This window comes from Kribbella sp. NPDC048928, from assembly GCF_043197975.1.
Lineage (GTDB): Bacteria > Actinomycetota > Actinomycetes > Propionibacteriales > Kribbellaceae > Kribbella.
The window spans coordinates 463,485-481,838 of the sequence record NZ_JBICUC010000002.1; the positions used below are offsets into that span (position 1 = coordinate 463,485).

Consider the following 18,354-nt stretch of genomic DNA (forward strand, 5'->3'; position numbering starts at 1 on the left):
TCCTCAGGGCCGGATGTTCGCGTTGAGGCGGAACAGGTTCGCCGGGTCGTAGGCGCGCTTCACCGCACGCAGCCGGCGGAGGTCTTCCGGGCTGTAGGCGGTGTCCGCACGACCCGGGTCGCCCAGGAAGTTCACGAACGTACGGCCCGAGCACGGCAGGTCGGCGACCTCGCGGTCGATGATCAGCGAGTACGTCGCCGCCCGGTGACCGACCGGGCCGGCGCCGGGCCCCGGGTGCGCCATTGCGCCGCCCCAGTGCCGGACCTCGACCGTCGCATCCTCGAGCTCCGCGACGATGTCGATCACCTCGTCGGTCAGCGTGTCCAGGAAGTCGAGGTGGCGCGCGGGCGTTCCGCCCATCGCGGCGTCTGCGTACTCGATCGTCCGGAGTTCACCGGCGAGCCGCGGGCCGCCGGCCTCGAAGAGCGGTTTCAGCAGGTGCTCGCCTAGTTCGGACGGGCCGGTGTAGAGGACCTTGATCGCGACGGCGCGCTGCTCGGTGCCGGGGACGCGGGTCAGGAGGACGGCGGTGCTGAGTTCGTTCGGGATCGTCGCGGTCCAGTCGCGGTAGCGGCGGAGGATCGCGGCGGCGCGGTCGATGCCGTAGTACACGATGCCGGCGTGCACCTCGCGGACCGGGTACAGGCGGAACTCCAGCGAGGTCACGACGCCGAAGTTGCCGGTGCCGCCACGGATCGCCCAGAACAGGTCCGGGTGCTGCTCGGCGCTCGCGGTGACGAAGCGGCCGTCGGCGGTGACGACCTCCGCGCGGATCACGCTGTCGGCCGCGAACCCGTACTTGCGGGCCAGCCACCCGACCCCGCCGCCGAGCGTGTACCCGGTGACGCCGACGTCCCGATGCGAACCGGACAGCGGCGCGAGCCCGAACTGTCGTGCGGCATCCAGCACCGCACCCCAGCGAGCACCCGGCGCGACCTTCGCGATCCGCCGCTCGGGGTCGATCAGGACAGTCGTCATCGAAGTCGTCTTGAGCAGGATCCCGCCGTCCGCGGGCACCCGAGTCCCATGTCCCGTCGCCTGCACAGCCAGCGGCACGCCGTACTCGCGAGCGGCTCGGACCGCCGCCTGGACGTCGGTCCGCCCGTACGCCTCCGCGATCAGCAGCGGGCGCGAGTCCACCGACGGGATCACGGACCGCCTCTGCTCGTCGTACTCCGCCTCGCCCGGCAGCCGTACGGCGCCGTTGAACCCCGCCCCCAACAGCCCCGCAACGACATCACGCGCACCCGCCACCACTGCCTGCGTAGACATCCGGTCAACTCCCTCGCCGTAGCCGCTTCTGCCTGTACGTCGAAGGCGACGCCCGCTGATCGACACGACCCGGCAAACTTTTCTCGATGACCCACACGATCGAGATCTCCGGCAGCACCGTCACCAAGCGCTTCACGTCCTGGTCCCGCGACGAGCCCACCCGCGAGTGGACGGCCCTCACCCTGCTGTCCAAAGCCGTCCCGGACCTGGTCCCCACCCCGCTCACCAGGTCAACGACCGTCGTCACGATGACCCGTACGCCAGGCGAGCCACTGGACGGCTCGCTCACCCCCACCCAACTCACAGCCGTGAGCGACGCGCTCGAGACCCTGTGGTCAGTCCCGCCGGAAGGCTTAGCGCAGACCGGCCTCGCCGCAGTCCTCTCCCGAACCCACGGCGGCCTGGCCGTGCTCTGCAAAACAGACGGTGTGATCGCGGAAGCCGCCACGGCGTGGCTGGACAACCCACCGCGCGATCTCATGGAGGTACTGGACCCTGTTGTCGCCCACGGCGACCCGAACCTCAGCAACTACCTGTGGGATGGCAGCCGTGTGCGGGTCATCGACTTCGAGGACGCCGGTCTGGGTGACCGTACTGTCGAGCTGGCCAACCTGGTGGAGCACCTGTCGTGGCGGGCAACAGATCCGACCACACTGGTACGGCGGTTCGCTCCTGAGCCCGAGCGGTACCAGGCGGCTCGGCTGCTCTGGGCGGGGTTCTGGCTGATGCTGATCGGCCCTGGTGGCCCCAGCGCGCACCGCAACCCACCAGGAACCGCAGAGGCGCAGGCCCGGCGCGTACTCAGGCTGGCAGCGGGATGACCTCCAGCCGATCGACGTCCGCGAGGATGTCGATCTCGCTGATCCGCCCGTGCGTGACCGTCACCGCCATCACGCCCATCAGCCGCCCGTTGACGACGGTGATGACGCCGGGCATGCCGTTGACCAACGCCACCTGGAGGTACGGCCCCATCCGGCTGAACATGAGTGCCTGCTCCACGACCTCCCGCGCGCCACGCACCAGCTTCGACACGGCCGGTCCGGCGTACTGCGCGCTCGCCGTACCCGCGTCCGCACGCAGCAGCACCTCCGGATCGAGCAGCTCGAGCAGCGCCTCGAAGTCCCCGCCACGCGACGCGGCCAGGAACGCCTCAACGATCACTCGCTGCCGATTCACATCGCCGTCGCTCGCCGGCGCTCCCTGCACCCGCCGCCGCGCTCGGCTCGCCAACTGACGCGTCGCGGCCGGCGACTTGTCCACGATCGACGCGATCTCGTCGAACCCGACCCCGAACATGTCGTGTAACACGAACGCCAGCCGCTCCGCCGGCGCCAGCGTTTCCAGTACGACCAGCAGCGCCAGCCCGATCGCATCCGCCTGCACAGCCTCGTCCTCAGGCCCCGGCGCACCGATGACAGGGTCTGGAACGTACGTGTCCAGTGCGTCCTCGCGCCGCGACTTGCGGGTACGGAGCATGTCCAGACACACCCGCGACACCACCGTGGTCAGCCAGCCGCCCAGGTTGCCGACGTCACTCACGTCGGTACGGCTCAGTCGCAGCCAGCCCTCCTGTACGGCGTCCTCGGCCTCCGTCACGGAACCGAGCATCCGGTAGGCGACTGCCCGCAGGTGTGCACGGTTCTGTTCGAACCGGCGCGCCAACTGCTCGTGGTCGTTCACTGCTGCCCTCCTCGATGCCCTGACGGATCAGCCCACCATGATGTGACAGCCCGCTCCACGCCTGTCCTTCAGGGGGTAGAGTCGGGGCATGTTCCAGCGCGCGAGTATGTGGTGGGCCGTCGACCTGACGGCCTGAATCCGCGCGTACCCACCCAGCCGTCTCCTGCGAGGCGGCCGTTGTCATGCTCTCCTCGTGGGCGGCCCAGCACCCTGAGGAATGCCGATGGCAACAACGCTCCGGACGTGGTCCGGTCTGATCTCCGCGCTCCTGGCCGGCTCCGACCTGACGGCGGCGGACACCGGCTGGGCGATGGACCAACTGGTACTGGGCGACGCGTCACCGGCGCAGATCTCCGGGTTCCTGATCGCCCTACGCGCCAAAGGCGAGACAGCGGACGAGCTCAACGGCCTGGCGACCGTACTGCGTTCCCATGCGACACCGGTGCGGATCAGGGGACCTTTTGTGGACATCGTCGGTACTGGTGGTGACCGGACCGGCGCAGCGAACATCTCCACGATGGCCGCCGTGGTTGTCGCTGCCACCGGTGTCACTGTCGTCAAACACGGTGGCCGCGCCGCCTCGTCGTCGGCCGCTGGCTCTGGCGACCTGGTCGAACACCTCGGCGTCCCGCTCGACCTGTCTCCTGCCGACGCGGCCCAGCGTGCTGCTGACGTCGGGCTGGCGTATCTGTTCGCGCCGCGGTTCAACCCGGCGCTCCGGCACGTTGCAGTCGTACGACGGGAGCTGGCCGTTCCTACTGCCTTCAACGTGCTCGCCCCGCTCCTCAACCCGGCTGACCCGCAGCACCAGCTCGTAGGTGTTGCCAACCCCCGGATGCTCCCCGTACTGGCCGAAGCACTAGCAAAACAAGGCAGATCAGCACTGGTCGCGAGAGGTGACGACGGTCTCGACAAACTGACCACCACTGGGTACTCGCGGCTCTGGGTAGTGCACGGCGGGTCTGCGTCGGAGGTGGTGTTCGACCCACGTTCGCTGGGGCTCCGACCGTCCTCGCTGGCCGAACTAGGTGGTGGTGATGCGGCGTACAACGCGCGGCTGCTCCGTGCGTTGGTTGCCGGAGAACGCGGGCCGATACGAGACGTCGTACTGCTCAACGCCGCTGCCGCACTGACCTCGTTGACGCTCGACACCGGGCTGGAGCGACTGGCTGATTCCTTCGAGCGTTGTCAGGAGGCCGTGGACAGTGGTCGAGCAGCAGCCCTGCTCGACCGCTGGTTGGCGTCCTAACTGGCGAATCGCAGGACGGTCTCGGTGACCAACTGCGGGTCACGCAGGCTGGAGAGATGGTCCGCGCCCGGCATCCAGGTGAACTCGCAGCCGGGGATACGCGCAGCAGTCGCGCCGGCCACGGCGGCCAGGATCGGCCGGTCCTTGTCGCCCACCATCACAACCGCCGGTACTCGAATCTCCCCCAACCGCTCGTAAACAGGCGCGTCCGCCTTCAGGTACTGGCTCATCACGTCGTCGTGGGCAACTAGGTCGGGCTCTGGTGGCATGGGGAACCCGGGGACGTCCGGCGACAACAGGACCAAGCCGTGCACCCGGTCTGGGTGGGCCAGCGCTTCGGAGAGCGCCGTACTTCCACCCATCGAGCACCCGACCAGCAGGACCTTCTCCAGCGCCAGCTGGTCCAGTACGGTCTCGAGGTCTTCGAGCAGCGAGAACTCAGTCGTCGGTAGCGGCGAGCGCCCGTACCCGCGTACGTCGTACCGAAGGACACGGCGACCGTCGAGCCCCGGTACTAGGAGGTCCCAGACCCGTGAGTCGCCGGTGCCCGGGGGCAGCAGCACGATCGGGACTCCGTCCCCGGCCAGGTGCTCGGCCCAGACGCTGTCCTGTCCTACCGGGATCGTTAGCTCCATGTCTTCAGCATGCCTGTTCGCAGTTGCCAGTGGCGGCCCGCACGAAGGTGTGCGACGAACGCCCGCTGCAGTGTGGTGTCTTGAGGAACAGCCGCGAGGTCCTCCTCAGTAAACGGAACAGGTGGTACTGGGAGGTGCAGGCCGAGACGCATCAGCTCACGGTCGCCCTCGGTCGGGTCCTCCGATGGCAGGTACGGGAGCAGATCGAACCGGTCCTGGAACCGGATGATGTTGGACTCAGGACGGAGGTATTCGTTCAGCTGCGGGTCAAGCAGCCAGGAGTGGCAGACGAGCCCGGCCAGTGGCTCCTCCGGATACCAGCACCCGAAGTACTGCACAGCCGCAGCCACGGACTCCTCCGACTCCTGCGCGTCCAGACGACCTGTCGGCGGGATGTGCACCGACAGCACATGTCCCGAGACATCGTCCCCAAGACCCAGCTCAGTACGAGTGAACGCGTGCCTGCCGATCTCGTAGTCGGCGCCCCGGAACCGCAGCGGTGGACTCCACAGCGGAATCAGTCCGACCCCAGCACGCCCGAACACGTGCCGGTGCGTCCCCATCACTCCGCCCAGCGCAGCCACCGTGGCAACAGTTACCTCTTCCGGTACGCCGCGCTGCGCGTGCAACTCACGTACTCGCATCAGGTTCGCCAGCAACGCCCACGCCCCAGCAAACAGCCCCACTGGCGAGACATCTTCTGGCACCGCAGGCCAGCTGTTAAAGCCTGTGGACGGTACGGGGAGCCCCAGGTCACGCTCAACCTCCGCAGCCAGCGCAGAGGTGATCGCCCACCATTCCGGATCTCGCTCCGGATCCGGACGCGCTGCCAGCATCTCGCGGCGATCGGCCGGCTCCACACCGCAGTACGCCAGCAGCCCCTCGGCGTCCTCGGGCAGCGCCAGCCCCGTACCTAGCCCCTTGAACCTCAGTTGATCCCGCTCGGAGAATCCGACCTGTTTCGCTGCACTCATCGCATCCATGCCGTCGAGCCCACCACGGGCCGGGTGCCGAATGCACGACTTTTGTGTCCGAGGTCACGGTTAGGCTCGGCGCGACGTCCAGCAAAGGGAGAAGTGATGGCGAAGTTCGGTCAGTCCGACGATCTGCAGGGAGCGGAGTTCGCGGAGGCGAATCTGAAGGGCGCTCGGTTCGTCGAGTGCGACCTCTCCGGGGTGGTGATGCGTGGCATCGACATCCAGGCGGGGGACATCGACGCGCCGTGGCTCGCCGAGGAGGGCGCCAGCCTGAAGATCAACGGCATCAACGTGGCGCCGTACGTGCAGGCCGAGCTGAATCGGCAGTTCCCCGGCCGCGGGGACCGGCGCGCAGCGGATCCGGACGGGCTCCGCGCCGCCTGGGCCGCGGCAGAGCGCGCCTGGACCGCCACGCAGGAGCGCGCCGCAAGCATGCCCGAAGGCTCCGTCGACGTGTCGATCGACGGCGAGTGGTCGTTCGCGGACACTCAGCGGCATCTCGTACACGCCACGGATCTGTGGTTCGGCCGCTCGATCCTCGGGCGCGAGGAGCTGCATCCGCTCGGCCTCGGGTACACGGGCGGCAACTACGTGGGGCAGAGTGGCAAGCCCCCGTACGACGAGGTTCTTCAGGCCCGTGCCGATCGCGTCGCCATGGTCCGCGACTTCCTCGCCACGGTCACCCCGGCCGAGCTGGACACTCCGCGGACGAACCCGCACGGCCCGCATCCCGAGACCACGCGATCCTGCCTGCACGTGATCCTCGGGGAGGAGTGGGAGCACCTCCGGTTCGCCACCCGCGACCTGGACACCATCGCCGCCGGCGAACCCGGCTGAGTTCGCGGCGGCCGCTGGCGTCGGATGCTCAGATGTCCTTGCTGTCTGCACGCATGGTCGTCCCTCCCGTCCGGTCATCGTGACCTTGTGAACAGGACGGTAGGGACACCCACTTACAAACCGCTTACCGCGGACTGACAGCCGCGGCTAGCCGCAAGTGGGCAGGGTGCTGCGGGTGTAGTCGCGGACGTTCTTGGTGGAATGCTTCGGCTGGTCGGCGTGCCAGACGTAGAACGACTCACCGGTCTCCGGTGAGTCGTCGATGGTGCCGAGGACCGCGACCTTGTTGCCCTTGGCATCCCCGTCCAGGTAGTGCTTGGTCGAGAACACTCGCCAGTACGCGGTCGGGCTCAGGTTGTTCCAGACGGAGAACTGAAACGGCTGCCGAGGCTCAGGTAGGTGCTGGAGCAGCTCGCCGCGTCCGCGGCCGGCGCGGACCGGACGGAGAACGTGACCGCCGCGGCGGCCACGAGTACCTCGCCCGTACTGCGGGGCCCGTACTAGTCGCGGCGGCGGGCGAGGTGGACGTCGATCTGGGCGTCGATCTCCACGGTTTCCGGGAGCGCCTCGAGGGCCCGGCGGAACACCTGTTCCCGGTCGGCGGGCGCCAGCATGACGTACGCCGAGACGGTCGACAGATGTCCGACGAAGTCGCGGGCGCTCATCATCAGGTGCCGCGGGATCAACGCCTGCCGGACATCGGTGAACCACTCGGTCTGCTCGAGCTCCGTGCCGGGCCACTGCATCGGGCGATCCGCGGGCGTGCCGTCGGGCGACGGGACGCCGTCGTCGTCCAGGTACGGCGCGCGTGCCACGCGCGCGACCTCCTGCAGCTCCGGGTCGGCCAGCTGGATCGGTACGCCGAACGAGGCGAACACCCCGCCCGGTCGGACGAGCGCGGCCATGCGGTCCCACCGGCCGTCAGGGTCGGTCCAGTGGAGCGCGGCGGCCGAGTACACCAAGTCGTACGACGAATCCAGCGGCAGATCCTCAAACGCGGCCTGCACTGTGCTGACTGCCACCGTCGAAGCAGAGCCTGCGTCGTCGTCCGGCAGCTGTTTGCGCAACTCCGCGAGCATGGCCGGGTCAGGCTCGGTCGCGGTCACCGCGATCCCGGCCTGCGCGAACAAACGCGTCGCCTTACCGGTCCCGGCGCCAATCTCAAGGGCAGTCCCGATCGATCCACCGGCGTACGCCATCACCAACTCGAGCAACTCCACCGGATACCCCGGCCGGTACTGCTCATAAGCCTCCGCCACCGCCCCAAAGCTCAACGCCCGCTCAACCATGCCAGCATCCTGACACCTCCCCACGCCCCACCGCCTGCCATTTCTCCCCACCCCAAACGAGCCAACTGCCCGCCAGGCTCAGGTGGGTTTGCGGCCCCAGGCGGTGATCATCGGTGCGAGCATGAGGTCCAGGTCGCTGTGCGCGAGGTTGGAGAGATGCGTCTCGATCTCCTCGGGCGTCGCCAGCTCCGCAGCAAGCAGTTGGTCGCGTACGTGCAGGACCGTCGCCGCCTCGAGCACCGCGCACGCGGGTGCCCCCACGGGGAAGTACGCCTCGGCAGCAACATCCGTGAGGTCCGACTCACGCAGCAATCGAGGCAGCGTACGACCGTACGAGAGATCCGCGCCCCGCTCGACCATCAGCGTTCGCATCCGGCTCCGCAGCCGGTTCGCCAGCGCCTCCGCGGGCCCGCGTTCGTCCGGGCAGGCGAGCGGTTGCAGGGCCGGATCCCCGTCCTCGATCACCAGCCATCCGCCCGGCCGGAGCGCATCGATCATGACTCGCAGCGCCGCCGCGCGATCCTTCAGATGGACCAGCACGAGCCGCGCATGGACCAGATCAAACGTCTCCGCCGGCGGTGGATCGCTGATCACGTCGTGCCGACGTACCTCGAGCACACCTCCCGCCGCAGCCTCGGCCCACGACACGTCGATGTCCGTAGCCAGCACGCGCCCGGTGCTCCCCACCCGCTCCGCCAAACCACGCACCACCGAGACCCCGCCGGCCCCAACCTCCCAGCACCGCCACCCCTCACCAAGCCCAACCCCCTCGAGGTGCCGAAACGTCCACGGATCAAACAACTCCGCCAACGCCGCAAAGCGCTCCCCCGCCTCCGGCCGCCGATTCTCCAACAGATAGCGATTCACCCAACCAGTATGCCCACGAAGCCCCTCGCGGCGGCCCCAGTTCAAGCCCACCACAGGCGCCAACCCCGACCTCAGCCTTGGGCCCGCGACAGGCGGTCGGCTTCGGTTAGGAGTTGTTCGCCGAAGGGTTGGAAGCCGATGCTGGTGGCGTAGACGCCGCTGAAGACTCGGTGGATGGTTCCCCATTCCCAGATGGCGGTGGGATCCACGCCCGTACGGGACGCCAGCCTCTCGGTCCGCGCCCGGAGATCATCGCCGAGGCCCGGATTGCACCGCACGATGGTGCCGAGATCGCACGCCGGCTCGGCCCGCAGCCCGGCCGGATCGATGAGCTTGTAGCTGCCGTCACTCGCCTGCAGGGCGTTCAACTCGTGGATATCGCCGTGCACGAGCACCGCGGACCGATCGTCGTACGCATCGCGCCGACGACTCATACAGCTCAGCGCGTCCGCCACAGTGGCCGGCGAACACGGTCGCCCTGCCTCCTCCCAGAGCCCCGGCAACCGATCGGCGTACTGCTCAGCCAAATCCGCACCGGTCGGAAGGTCGACCTCAGTCCCGACCGAACGCCACAGCCGAGCAGCCACGTCGCACAACAAGCCGTGACGGCTAGCCGGGTCAGCCACGAGTTCGTACATAGGAGCCCCAAGACGCTCCAGCAGAAGCGCCTGTCGACCGAGGTCCTCGACCAACAACTCAGCGCATCCCCGACCGTTCGCGAGCCGCAACGCCACCGCCTCAGGCCCGACGTCCCGACTCGGCACACCAACCTTCAGCACCGCCGGAGTCCCGTCAACGCGCGTCACCTCAACCGCCAACGCAGCATGCCCGCCCTCAAGGCTGGCCCCAATCACCAGACCCCACTCCCGAGCCAACGAGTCGACCACCCCCGGCAACCCATCCAGCCATGCTTCATCCCCGTCAGCCACAACCGTCCTGCGAACCTGCTCAGGAATCTCAAGCCCCATACCCGCCAACCTAGCGACCCCCGCCGGCAGTCGTGTCGAGACAGATCGCATTGCGACCGCCGCCAAGCCCGGCAGCGGTGCGCGGGTTCGTCAGCAGGCGTAGGACTTGGCCCAGTGGTAGGCGTCTCGGGCCTTGGTATCGTGGCCCCAGAAGGCGCCGTAATAGCAGAGGATCGTCCAGGTCTGGGCGCCGACCCAGCCGTCGACCTTGGTGTTCGGGTGGTTCGCGGCGCGGGCGGCGCGCTGGATCTTGGTGATGGCGTTCTTCGTCTGGTCGCCGTAGATACTGTCGATGGCGATCGGGCCTGCCTCGCGGCGGCCGGAGTTGCTGATGGACAGCACGTTGGCGAGACTCTGGATGGCCTTCACACAGGTGCCGGTGCCGCCCGGACCGTATACGTTCTGCCGGCAGGGCGCGGCGGCGGCCGACGCCGATCCGGCGACGACGGAACCGCCGAACAGGACGGCGGTGGCGAGCAGAATGCCAGCGAGCTTCTTGCGCATGTAAATTCCTCTCCGCGGAAACTTTCTACCTCAGCGGCTGAGGATAAGATTCGCCGCTGCCGTAGCTCTGCCCGTACTGCGCCCGTACTGATGCGCGGGTGAGAGTTCGGGCAGTGTGCACTGCGGCACTGGAGGTCGAACCCGGCTCTAGGAACCGCCAACGGCATGCCGGACAGCGCGCCATCGCGCCGCAGTCACGAGGGCTGGAACATAGGGAATCCATTGCACGCACTCTGCACGGAGAACCGAAACTGACCGATCGGCCCCGGACACAGCCGGACATCATCAGCAACAACCCGCAGCGCTGTGTTTCTGCAGCTCGGCGCCACATTACCCAGGATGTGAGCGGAGGGTGTGGTGAGCGGAGGGTGTGGGATTCGAACCCACGATGACGGTCACCCGCCATACCGGTTTTCAAGACCAGCGCACTCGGCCACTATGCGAACCCTCCTGGCGGTAGCCGCCGAAGGTTGAGGATAGCGCAGGCGGGGTGGGTGGAAACGGAGTGCGGTGGTGGGGACTGGCCGGTAGGGTCTGCGCATCGGCGGATCGCCGTCGAGGGTGTGGGCGGTGTCCCGTCGTTCGTGATGCCAGGAGTTCAGATGCCGTCGCTTGGCGCGTACGTCGCTCCGCCGGAGCTCGGGCCGGACTTCCGCCGGATCTTCCCGGCTTCGATCATCTCGAACCTCGGCGACGGTGCGATGGCCGCCGCCGGTCCGCTGCTCGTTGCGTCGATCACCACTCAGCCGGCCGCCGTGGGTGCGGCCGCGTTCATTCAGCAGTTGCCCTGGCTGCTGTTCGCGCTGTTCAGCGGCGTACTTGTCGACCGGCTCGACCGGCGCCTGATGATCGTTGCCGCTGACACCTTCCGCGCACTGGTGCTGGTCGCCCTGGGTGTCGCCGTACTGCTCGACACCGCACCGCTCTGGGCCGTCTACACCGCCCTCTTCTTGCTAGGTACTGCGGAGACCCTTGCCGACAACGCGTCCGGCGCACTGCTCGTCAGCGCGGTACCGAAGGAACACCTCGGCAAAGCGAACGCCCGGCTGTTTGCCAGCGGCACCGTCCTCCAGCAGCTCGGCGGGCCGCCGCTGGGCGCGCTCCTGTTCGCCGCGGGCGCCGGCATACCTCTCGTCTTCGATGCGGTCACGTTCGCTGCGGCGGCGACCCTGGTCGCCCGTGTCGCCGTACGTCCGCCGTTGCCGGACCCGTCTACGCGGGCAGCGCTGTTGCACGACGTGCGTGAAGGCGTGCGATGGCTGTGGCAGCACTCCGGCGTACGGACGTTGGCCCTGTCGATTCTGGTCATGAACATCACGTTCTGCGCCGCGTTCGCGACCTGGGTGCTGTTCGCGCGCGAGCGGCTCGGGCTGAGCGAGACCCAGTTCGGTCTGCTCGTGGCTGTCGGTGCTGTGGGTGGTGTGGCCGGTATGCCGACGTACCACTTCCTTGAGCCGCGCGTCGGCCCGGTGACGCTGCTGCGGGCCGGTCTGATCATCGAGACAGTCGTCCACCTCGTCCTGGCGCTCACCAGGAACCCGTGGGTCGCCGGCGCGACCATGGCCGTGTTCGGCGTACACGCGGTGGTGTGGGGCATCGTGTCGACCACAACGCGGCAGCTGGTCACACCGGCCAACCTGATGGGCCGGGTCAACAGCGTGTACCTGCTGGCCTCCGTTGGCGGTGCTGCGGTCGGCTCTGCGCTCGGGGGCGTACTGGCGCAACGGTTCGGTCTGGCGGCACCGTTCGCGATCGCCTTCGTCGCAATGGTGGTGATGACGCTGGTCGTCTGGCGCCCACTCCGCAACATTGCGGTACGGCGGGTGCCCGCACCGGACTGATATCGGCTGGAACGGCCAGCAAGCGCTTGCTAGTGTTCGCCAGCCGCCGAGATGAAGATAGGAGCGCTCCGCCATGCCCGCAGCCACCTCACTCGGCCTCCCGAACGTCCGCGGCCGGGTACCGCTGCTGGCCGGTCTGGCGATCGACTCGTTCGGCGGCGGATGTGCAGGGCCGCTCATGCTCCTCTACTTCAACAAGGTCGCCGACATCCCCCTCGGAACCGCCGGGGTGATGCTGACCGTCGCGACCCTGTTCTCCATCGCCGCTCCGGCCGCGGTCGGGGTGGTGATCGATCGCGTCGGCCCACGGAACATCGTCGTGGCGGCGCAGTTCGCGCAGGGGGTGGCGTTCACCGGCTTCTTCTTCGGACGCTCAATGTGGCTGCTGTTCCTGTGCTCGCTCGTGATGGCGACCGGGCAGCGGGTGTTCTGGTCCGCGATCTTCAGTCTGCTCGCGGACGTGGCCGACGAGGGCGAGCGGGACAAGTGGTTCGGGCTCGGCGGGATGATGCAGGCCGGCGGTCTGGCCCTCGGTGCGCTGGTGGCCGGCTGGCTGCTGGCGATCGGGGGCAACGGACCGTTCCTGATAGCTATGGCAGTGAACGCCGTGTCCTTCTACCTCGCCGGTCTGCTGCTCCTGCGGCTCCACCCGTCACACCACGAGCGCACCCAGCAGGACACCGGCCCCGCGCCGCTGCTGCGTAAGGACAGGCCGTTCCTGGTGCTGATCGGTGCGAACACGCTGCTCGCACTGTGCACGATGATGCTCGGCGTGGGCGTACCGGTGTACGTCACGGAGGCGCTGACTGTGCCCAAGTGGCTGGTCGGCGTACTGATTGCAGGGACCTCTGTGGTGCTGGCGACCGGTCAGACGCTCGTGGTACGTCACACCGAGCAGCGGCGTCGTACGAGCGTCATGGTGATTGCGGGCATCACGTACGCCGCCTGGGCGCTACTGATGGCGCTGCAGATCCACATCCCCGCCGGGTGGGTCGTGCCGGTCCTCGTACTGGCTACTGCCTGCTACGCGTTCGCCGACGTACTGCATGCGGCGACCAACAATGCGCTGTCAGCCGTGATCGCGCCGGAGATCGGGCGCGGCAAGTACCTGTCGTACTGGCAGTACTCGTTCACGTTCTCGAGCGTGCTGGCGCCGGCGTTCTTCGCGCAGCTGTTCGAGGTGCATCACGAGCTGCCGTGGTTGGCGCTCGCTGTGCTCGCGCTGGTGGCGAGCCTGACGATCTACGTGCTGGCGCGGGTCGCGCCGCGGCTGAGCGCGGAGCGGATCTGAGGGCGATTTCCTGACCCGTCAGCATGCTTTGCATTCGATCGAACACCTGTTCTAATGTTGGCTCAGTTCGGTTCTCCACCCCGGATTGTCCCCGGACCGAGCCTCCCACCTCGACGTGGACGGCCCGGAGGACACCGCCGCCCGGGTTGTGAGGACCCGGGCAGTGGAGAGTCCGCACGCACTTTCGGGTACTCGATCGAGGAGGTCAGGCTAGGAGAGGACACCGACAAAATGCTGATCGAACACCGCGGCCGCCGACCGGTCGTGCCGTCATCCGCGTACGTCGCCCCATCGGCCGTGCTCTGCGGCGCCGTCGTCCTTGGCGAAGGCAGCAGGGTCCTGCACGGTGCGGTGCTGACAGCGGAGAACGGCGAGATCCGACTCGGCGAGAACAGTGTGGTGATGGAGAACGCTCTGGTGCGCGGCCGGGCGGACCATCCAGCAGTGCTCGGCGACGCGGTCCTGGTAGGTCCCCATGCACACGTGAACGGCGCCACGGTCGAGGACGAGGTCTTCATCGCCACGGGCGCCGCGTTGTTCCCCGGTTCCGTCGCCGGCGCTGGCGCGGAGCTCCGGATCAACAGCGTGCTGCACGTGAACTCACGCCTGGAAGCAGGCACGGTTCTCCCGATCGGGTGGATCGCCGCCGGCGACCCGGCCCAGCTCTTCGCACCGGACCGGCACGAGGAGCTGTGGCAGGTCCAACGTGAGCTGGACTTTCCCGGCACGGTGTACGGCGTTCCGCGCGGTACCTCGATGCGCGACCTGATGGCCCGCCAGTCCGCGTACTACGGCGCACACAGCGAGGACCGTCCAGTCGACCCCGCGTGAACCGCCAGAACCCTGAGCAGGTCAGGGTGTAGACGTCAGAGTATGGAGGTTGAAGGCTCGGACTTGGGTGGGTGCGGGACCGGCGCAGGTCAGGCGGGCGTCGACGGTGTCGAGGTGTGCCGAGACCTCGACGGTGATCGGGCCGTTGGTGGATGCGAGGAGGATTCGCCAGCGGTCGTCGGAGAGCGCTTGGACCTGCTGTGGAAGGAGGTTGCCAACGGCAAGTGAATGACCGGCTGCACGAGCGAAGTGCTGTGCTGCCTGGACGGGCGGGACGAACGCACCTGATCCACGGAGGAGATCGGGTACGACGACACCCTGGTCGTACTGGCGCGCGAGTTCGAGGGCGCGGGTCGGCGGGACGTGCCCGTAGAACAGCCCGTGTGGCAGGACGACAACGTTCGCGGCGAACCGGTCACCACCGATGTGGCTGCATTCCCACGTCCGTTCGGGGTGCGCGGAGGCGAGTGCCGCTGCGACCGGGCGTCCGCGGACGGCGCAGCACGCGTCGTGACGCCCGTGGGTGCAGACGAGGTACACCGGCTCACCGCTTACGGTGCCGTGGTCCTTGCCGGCCAGAACATCGAGCAGATGTTCGTCCGTCGGCAGTTGGCCCCAGCGGACGACTTCGCGGCCCGGCCGGCAGTCGACCATGCCCCAGTGGCGTGGCCGAGTGCGGTCCACGCGTCCGTACCGCCGGATGAGTACCGGACGGATCCCGAGCTCGCGGCACCGGCGGGCCAGCACGTCCCCGAGTGTCAAGCCTGCAAGAGCTTGGCGGGGCCAGGGTGCGTTGGATTCGATGAGGAGCCAGCGGGCGGCGGGTGGAGCTGTGGCGGTCAGGGAGTCGTGACGGAGGTCGGCCTGCGCTGCGCAGCCGGTCTCCGGTCGATACCTGACGTCACCGCGGTCCACACCACCTCACGATACGGTCGCCAACTTCAACCACTCGGACACACCTCAACCACTGAGATCCACCTCGACTACTGGAGTTGCCTTGGCTGCGGGTTAGTGGGTTGTGGTGACTAGGACTGCTTCGGTCAGGAGGCGGCGGACGAGGACCAGTTGGTCGGCGTCGTCGAGGCCGGGAAGGTTGCCGACCTTGCAGTCGGCGCCGGAGGTGAGTTCGGCGATGGCCGCGGCTGTGACGGGTGGGAAGGTGATTGTTCGATCCGGGAGCTGCAGCACGAGCGGATCCCCGGACACCAGCCGGCACTTCAGACCGGAGCGCAGCCGTACGGTCGTGCCGACGGCCAACGACTTGATCGCTGCGGCATGAGCGAGCGGGGCGAGTGGAGCCGGCCGGTTGCCGGACCACGTACGACGCCGCAGCCGCTCGGCCAACGCGTCTGGGCTCGCGGCCTGGAGCTGCTGCGCAAAGAGCTCGACCACCTCCGGCAGCACCTCAGCAAGCTGCTCTGGATCACCAGGGTCGAAGCCAAGCGGCAGGGCAGTACGCAGCGCCGCCCGATCCGCAGCCAGCGCGGCCAGCTCCTGCACAAGCAAGTACCGCGTCAACGTGTGCAGCCCCACCGTCAGGTGCGCGCTGACGCCACCTAGCGCCTTGGCCGAGTGTAAGAACCCGCGTGGCACGTACAGCGCATCGCCGGGTCGCAGTACCGCGTCGATCACCGGCTTGTTGTCGCGGGCGGCTGCCTCGATGGCGCGCGCGTGACCTGTCCACGGCTGGTTCCGCAGTGGGTCGACGTGCACAGGCTCATGCACCGTCCAGTGCTTCTCGCCCGCGACCTGGAGGACGAAGACGTCGTGTACGTCGTAATGCGCGGAGAACCCCTGCGACTCGGCAGGGGTGATGTACGCGTTGATCTGCACCGGATGCCCGGCTTCCGCAGACAGCTGACTGGAGAAGTCGACCAGCGCCGGCCACGTCCGATGCAGCGCCTGCAGCACGACGGTGTGACCGTCGGCGAACAGCGCGGCGACCTTGTCGTCGCGCACCTGGTCCGCGATCTCCGCCCCGGCACCGGCCGGGCCGGTGAACTGACTGTCGCCGACGACCGAACCGTTCTTGGCGATCCGCAAGAACGGAGTCCGTAGACCGCGGCGGGACAGCAGCTCGTCGACGGCTTCGAGACTGAACAGGTCGTCGTACGGCGCGGGGAGCTCGGGGCCAGGCGACAACAAGGCCCGAGAACCCCAGTAGGAGTTGGCGAACTCGTCCAGGTCACCTGCTACGCAGCGCCGGAGGGCCGGGCGATCGTCCTGCAGCCCGCGGCCACCGGGCTGCGGGTCGTGCGGGAACGGCCAGGCCTCCGGCACCGGACTCACAGGTTTCCGGAGTTCCCGCCGGCGCCGCCGTCCGCGCCACCATCGGCACCTCCGTCGGATCCACCTTCGGAGCCGCCGCCGTATCCGCCGCCACCGGAGCCAGAGTCGCCCGAGTCACCGGAATCGCCACCGGAGCCGTACCCGCCACCGCCGCCTGCACCGCCATCGGCGCCACCGTCCTGCGAGCCCTGCGACGCGCCACCGTCAGCGGGCCCTTCGGAGCCGCCGCCTGCACCGCCCTCGGAGCCACCGCCGTACCCGCCGCCACCAGAGCCAGAGTCGCCCGAGTCACCTGAGTCGCCCGAGTCACCTGAGTCGCCGCCGGACCCGTAGCCACCGCCGCCGCCAGAGCCAGAATCTCCGGAGTCACCAGAGTCCCCGCCGGAGCCGTACCCGCCGCCGCCAGAACCCGAGTCGCCCGAGTCTCCGCCCGATCCGTAGCCGCCGTCGCCACCACCCGGGGAAGCAGTCTCGCCGCCGGAGCCGCCCGAGCCCTCGCCGTAGCCGCCTCCACCCGCACCGCCGTCGGCACCTCCGTCGGCGCCGCCGTCGTGGCCGCCCTGGTTGGCGCCACCGTCGGCCAGGCCTTCGCCACCTCCGGACGAGGTGTTCATGTCATCGTCATTGAGACCCATCGTGCTGCTCCCTTCGCGAACGGCCAGATAGTTGCCCGGAGATACGAACGGGCACTTGGCCATCTTGTGCGCAAAGTCGACCTCAGCTAAACCCCCTGGCGCGTTACAGCGCCAACTCGATTACGCGGCAGGCCGAAAAACCATTCATCGCAACAGATCGGACAGCACCTTCACAAATCCGTCGGTGACGTCCTCGGGCCGGACGGCAATCCGCAACCAGTCGGGTCCCAACCCCGGAAAGGTGTCTCCGCGCCGGACCGCAAACCCTTGTAAACGTAGGGATTCCCGCACCTGGGCGGCCCCGGGCACGTGAATGAGTACGAACGGGGCCCGTGGCACGCCGTACGTGAGAAGTCCATTCACCGTACCGAGGCTGTCAATCAAATGGCCACGTTGTCGCTCGATATCGAGGGCGGCTTGAGCGGCCTCGGCGACGGCATGCTCGTTGCTGCAGGCAATTGCAGCGGCAAGTGCAGGAGTGGACACCGGCCAGTGTGCTTGTACCGCCGCCAATTGTTCGATCAGGCTCGCGCTCGCGAGGACGTACCCGACCCGCAGCCCGGCAAGCCCCCACGTCTTGGTCAGGCTCCGCACCACCACCAGCCCGGGGATCGACGCTCCGGCGAGCGACTCGGGTTCACCCGGTACGGCATCCATGAACGCCTCGTCGACGACCAGGATCCGATCTGGCCGGGCGAGTTCACGCAGTTCGTCGGCGCGGTGCAGGACCGATGTCGGATTGGTGGGATTGCCAACGACCACGAGATCCGCATCGTTCGGTACGGCGGCCGGGTCCAGCGTGAACCCGTTCTCGGGCCGCAGAAGCACCCGGTCGACCAGGTGCCCGGCGGAACGGAGCGCCGCCTCCGGCTCGGTGAACTGCGGATGTACGACCACCGGGTGCCGCGGCCGGAACGCCCGCGCGATCAGTACGAACGCCTCAGCCGCGCCCGCTGTCAGCAGGACCCGGTCTGTCGGGACGCTGTGCCGCGCCGCGACCGCCGCAACCGCTGCGTCCGCGCGTGGGTAAGCCGCCAGATCACGCAGGCTCCCCATGATCGCGTCGAGCAACCAGTGCGGCGGTGTGCCCGCGCGGACATTGACGGCGAGGTCGACCAACCCCTCACCGACCTCGAGATCGCCGTGATGCTCCAGATCAAACCCATCCAGCACGCTCTGGAGGTTAACG

Annotated in this window: 19 protein-coding genes and 1 tRNA gene; 6 read left to right on the plus strand and 14 right to left on the minus strand. The window is 68.2% G+C overall.

What is annotated here, in order from left to right:
- Positions 1–3: 3 nt before the first annotated feature.
- Positions 4–1,272, minus strand: a complete 1,269-nt coding sequence (locus ACGFI6_RS09105) for an FAD-binding oxidoreductase (RefSeq protein WP_393116567.1) — start codon at positions 1,270–1,272, stop codon at positions 4–6.
- Between the two features lie 86 nt (positions 1,273–1,358).
- On the opposite strand from ACGFI6_RS09105, the gene ACGFI6_RS09110 reads away from it, so the two are divergent.
- Positions 1,359–2,093 carry an aminoglycoside phosphotransferase family protein gene (locus tag ACGFI6_RS09110; protein ID WP_393116569.1) on the plus strand — a complete coding sequence of 245 codons (735 nt, stop codon included), beginning with the start codon at positions 1,359–1,361 and terminating at the stop codon, positions 2,091–2,093.
- Here ACGFI6_RS09110 and ACGFI6_RS09115 read toward each other — a convergent pair.
- The gene (locus tag ACGFI6_RS09115) at positions 2,074–2,952 is read right to left on the minus strand and encodes a sigma-70 family RNA polymerase sigma factor (RefSeq protein ID WP_393116571.1); all 879 of its coding nucleotides are present in this window, start codon (positions 2,950–2,952) and stop codon (positions 2,074–2,076) included. The genes ACGFI6_RS09110 and ACGFI6_RS09115 overlap by 20 nt on opposite strands.
- Positions 2,953–3,175: 223 nt before the next feature.
- Here ACGFI6_RS09115 and trpD point away from each other — a divergent pair, with 223 nt between their 5' ends.
- A complete protein-coding gene (gene trpD, locus ACGFI6_RS09120) occupies positions 3,176–4,201 on the plus strand; it encodes an anthranilate phosphoribosyltransferase (protein WP_393116572.1) in 1,026 nt (341 codons plus the stop codon).
- On the opposite strand, the gene ACGFI6_RS09125 is transcribed toward trpD, so the two are convergent.
- Together ACGFI6_RS09125 and ACGFI6_RS09130 are read right to left on the minus strand one after the other, a co-directional pair.
- Positions 4,198–4,836, minus strand: a complete 639-nt coding sequence (locus tag ACGFI6_RS09125) for an alpha/beta fold hydrolase (RefSeq protein WP_393116574.1) — start codon at positions 4,834–4,836, stop codon at positions 4,198–4,200. The genes trpD and ACGFI6_RS09125 overlap by 4 nt on opposite strands.
- Positions 4,827–5,810 (minus strand): acyltransferase domain-containing protein, encoded by a 984-nt coding sequence (locus tag ACGFI6_RS09130; protein ID WP_393116576.1) that lies wholly within the window; start codon positions 5,808–5,810, stop codon positions 4,827–4,829. Before ACGFI6_RS09130 ends, ACGFI6_RS09125 begins: the two co-directional genes overlap by 10 nt.
- A gap of 105 nt (positions 5,811–5,915) precedes the next feature.
- Between ACGFI6_RS09130 and ACGFI6_RS09135 the strand changes: the two genes are divergently transcribed.
- Positions 5,916–6,650, plus strand: coding sequence for a DinB family protein (locus tag ACGFI6_RS09135; protein ID WP_393116578.1), 735 nt, complete (start codon positions 5,916–5,918; stop codon positions 6,648–6,650).
- A 147-nt stretch (positions 6,651–6,797) separates the two neighbouring features.
- Here the strand turns inward: ACGFI6_RS09135 and ACGFI6_RS09140 are convergent, their stop codons facing one another.
- From ACGFI6_RS09140 to ACGFI6_RS09165, 6 genes are all read right to left on the minus strand, one after another.
- Positions 6,798–6,980, minus strand: a complete 183-nt coding sequence (locus ACGFI6_RS09140) for a hypothetical protein (protein WP_393116580.1) — start codon at positions 6,978–6,980, stop codon at positions 6,798–6,800.
- 170 nt (positions 6,981–7,150) lie between these two features.
- Entirely contained in the window at positions 7,151–7,909 is a 759-nt protein-coding gene (locus tag ACGFI6_RS09145; protein WP_393116582.1) for a class I SAM-dependent methyltransferase, read from the minus strand.
- 108 nt (positions 7,910–8,017) lie between these two features.
- The gene (locus ACGFI6_RS09150) at positions 8,018–8,992 is read right to left on the minus strand and encodes a methyltransferase domain-containing protein (RefSeq protein WP_393116584.1); all 975 of its coding nucleotides are present in this window, start codon (positions 8,990–8,992) and stop codon (positions 8,018–8,020) included.
- A complete protein-coding gene (locus ACGFI6_RS09155) occupies positions 8,878–9,774 on the minus strand; it encodes an aminoglycoside phosphotransferase family protein (protein ID WP_393116586.1) in 897 nt (298 codons plus the stop codon). The genes ACGFI6_RS09150 and ACGFI6_RS09155 overlap by 115 nt, the downstream gene beginning before the upstream one ends.
- A gap of 90 nt (positions 9,775–9,864) precedes the next feature.
- Positions 9,865–10,278, minus strand: coding sequence for a peptidoglycan-binding protein (locus tag ACGFI6_RS09160; protein ID WP_393116587.1), 414 nt, complete (start codon positions 10,276–10,278; stop codon positions 9,865–9,867).
- 362 nt (positions 10,279–10,640) lie between these two features.
- Positions 10,641–10,729 (minus strand) — tRNA-Ser (locus ACGFI6_RS09165).
- A gap of 151 nt (positions 10,730–10,880) precedes the next feature.
- Between ACGFI6_RS09165 and ACGFI6_RS09170 the strand changes: the two genes are divergently transcribed.
- From ACGFI6_RS09170 to ACGFI6_RS09180, 3 genes are all read left to right on the plus strand, one after another.
- Positions 10,881–12,119: an MFS transporter gene (locus tag ACGFI6_RS09170; RefSeq protein ID WP_393116589.1), complete on the plus strand. Its 1,239-nt coding sequence runs from the start codon at positions 10,881–10,883 to the stop codon at positions 12,117–12,119.
- 73 nt (positions 12,120–12,192) lie between these two features.
- The gene (locus ACGFI6_RS09175; RefSeq protein ID WP_393116591.1) at positions 12,193–13,410 is read left to right on the plus strand and encodes an MFS transporter; all 1,218 of its coding nucleotides are present in this window, start codon (positions 12,193–12,195) and stop codon (positions 13,408–13,410) included.
- 231 nt (positions 13,411–13,641) lie between these two features.
- Positions 13,642–14,241, plus strand: coding sequence for a gamma carbonic anhydrase family protein (locus ACGFI6_RS09180; protein ID WP_393116593.1), 600 nt, complete (start codon positions 13,642–13,644; stop codon positions 14,239–14,241).
- 21 nt (positions 14,242–14,262) lie between these two features.
- Here ACGFI6_RS09180 and ACGFI6_RS09185 read toward each other — a convergent pair whose 3' ends face one another.
- From ACGFI6_RS09185 to cobC, 4 genes are all read right to left on the minus strand, one after another.
- A complete protein-coding gene (locus ACGFI6_RS09185) occupies positions 14,263–14,988 on the minus strand; it encodes a sucrase ferredoxin (RefSeq protein WP_393116595.1) in 726 nt (241 codons plus the stop codon).
- A 261-nt stretch (positions 14,989–15,249) separates the two neighbouring features.
- Positions 15,250–16,530, minus strand: a complete 1,281-nt coding sequence (locus ACGFI6_RS09190; RefSeq protein WP_393116597.1) for a cupin domain-containing protein — start codon at positions 16,528–16,530, stop codon at positions 15,250–15,252.
- Entirely contained in the window at positions 16,527–17,165 is a 639-nt protein-coding gene (locus tag ACGFI6_RS09195; RefSeq protein WP_393116599.1) for a hypothetical protein, read from the minus strand. The genes ACGFI6_RS09190 and ACGFI6_RS09195 overlap by 4 nt, the downstream gene beginning before the upstream one ends.
- 144 nt (positions 17,166–17,309) lie before the next feature.
- Positions 17,310–18,338 carry an Rv2231c family pyridoxal phosphate-dependent protein CobC gene (gene cobC / locus ACGFI6_RS09200; protein ID WP_393116601.1) on the minus strand — a complete coding sequence of 343 codons (1,029 nt, stop codon included), beginning with the start codon at positions 18,336–18,338 and terminating at the stop codon, positions 17,310–17,312.
- Between the last annotated feature and the right edge of the window lie 16 nt (positions 18,339–18,354).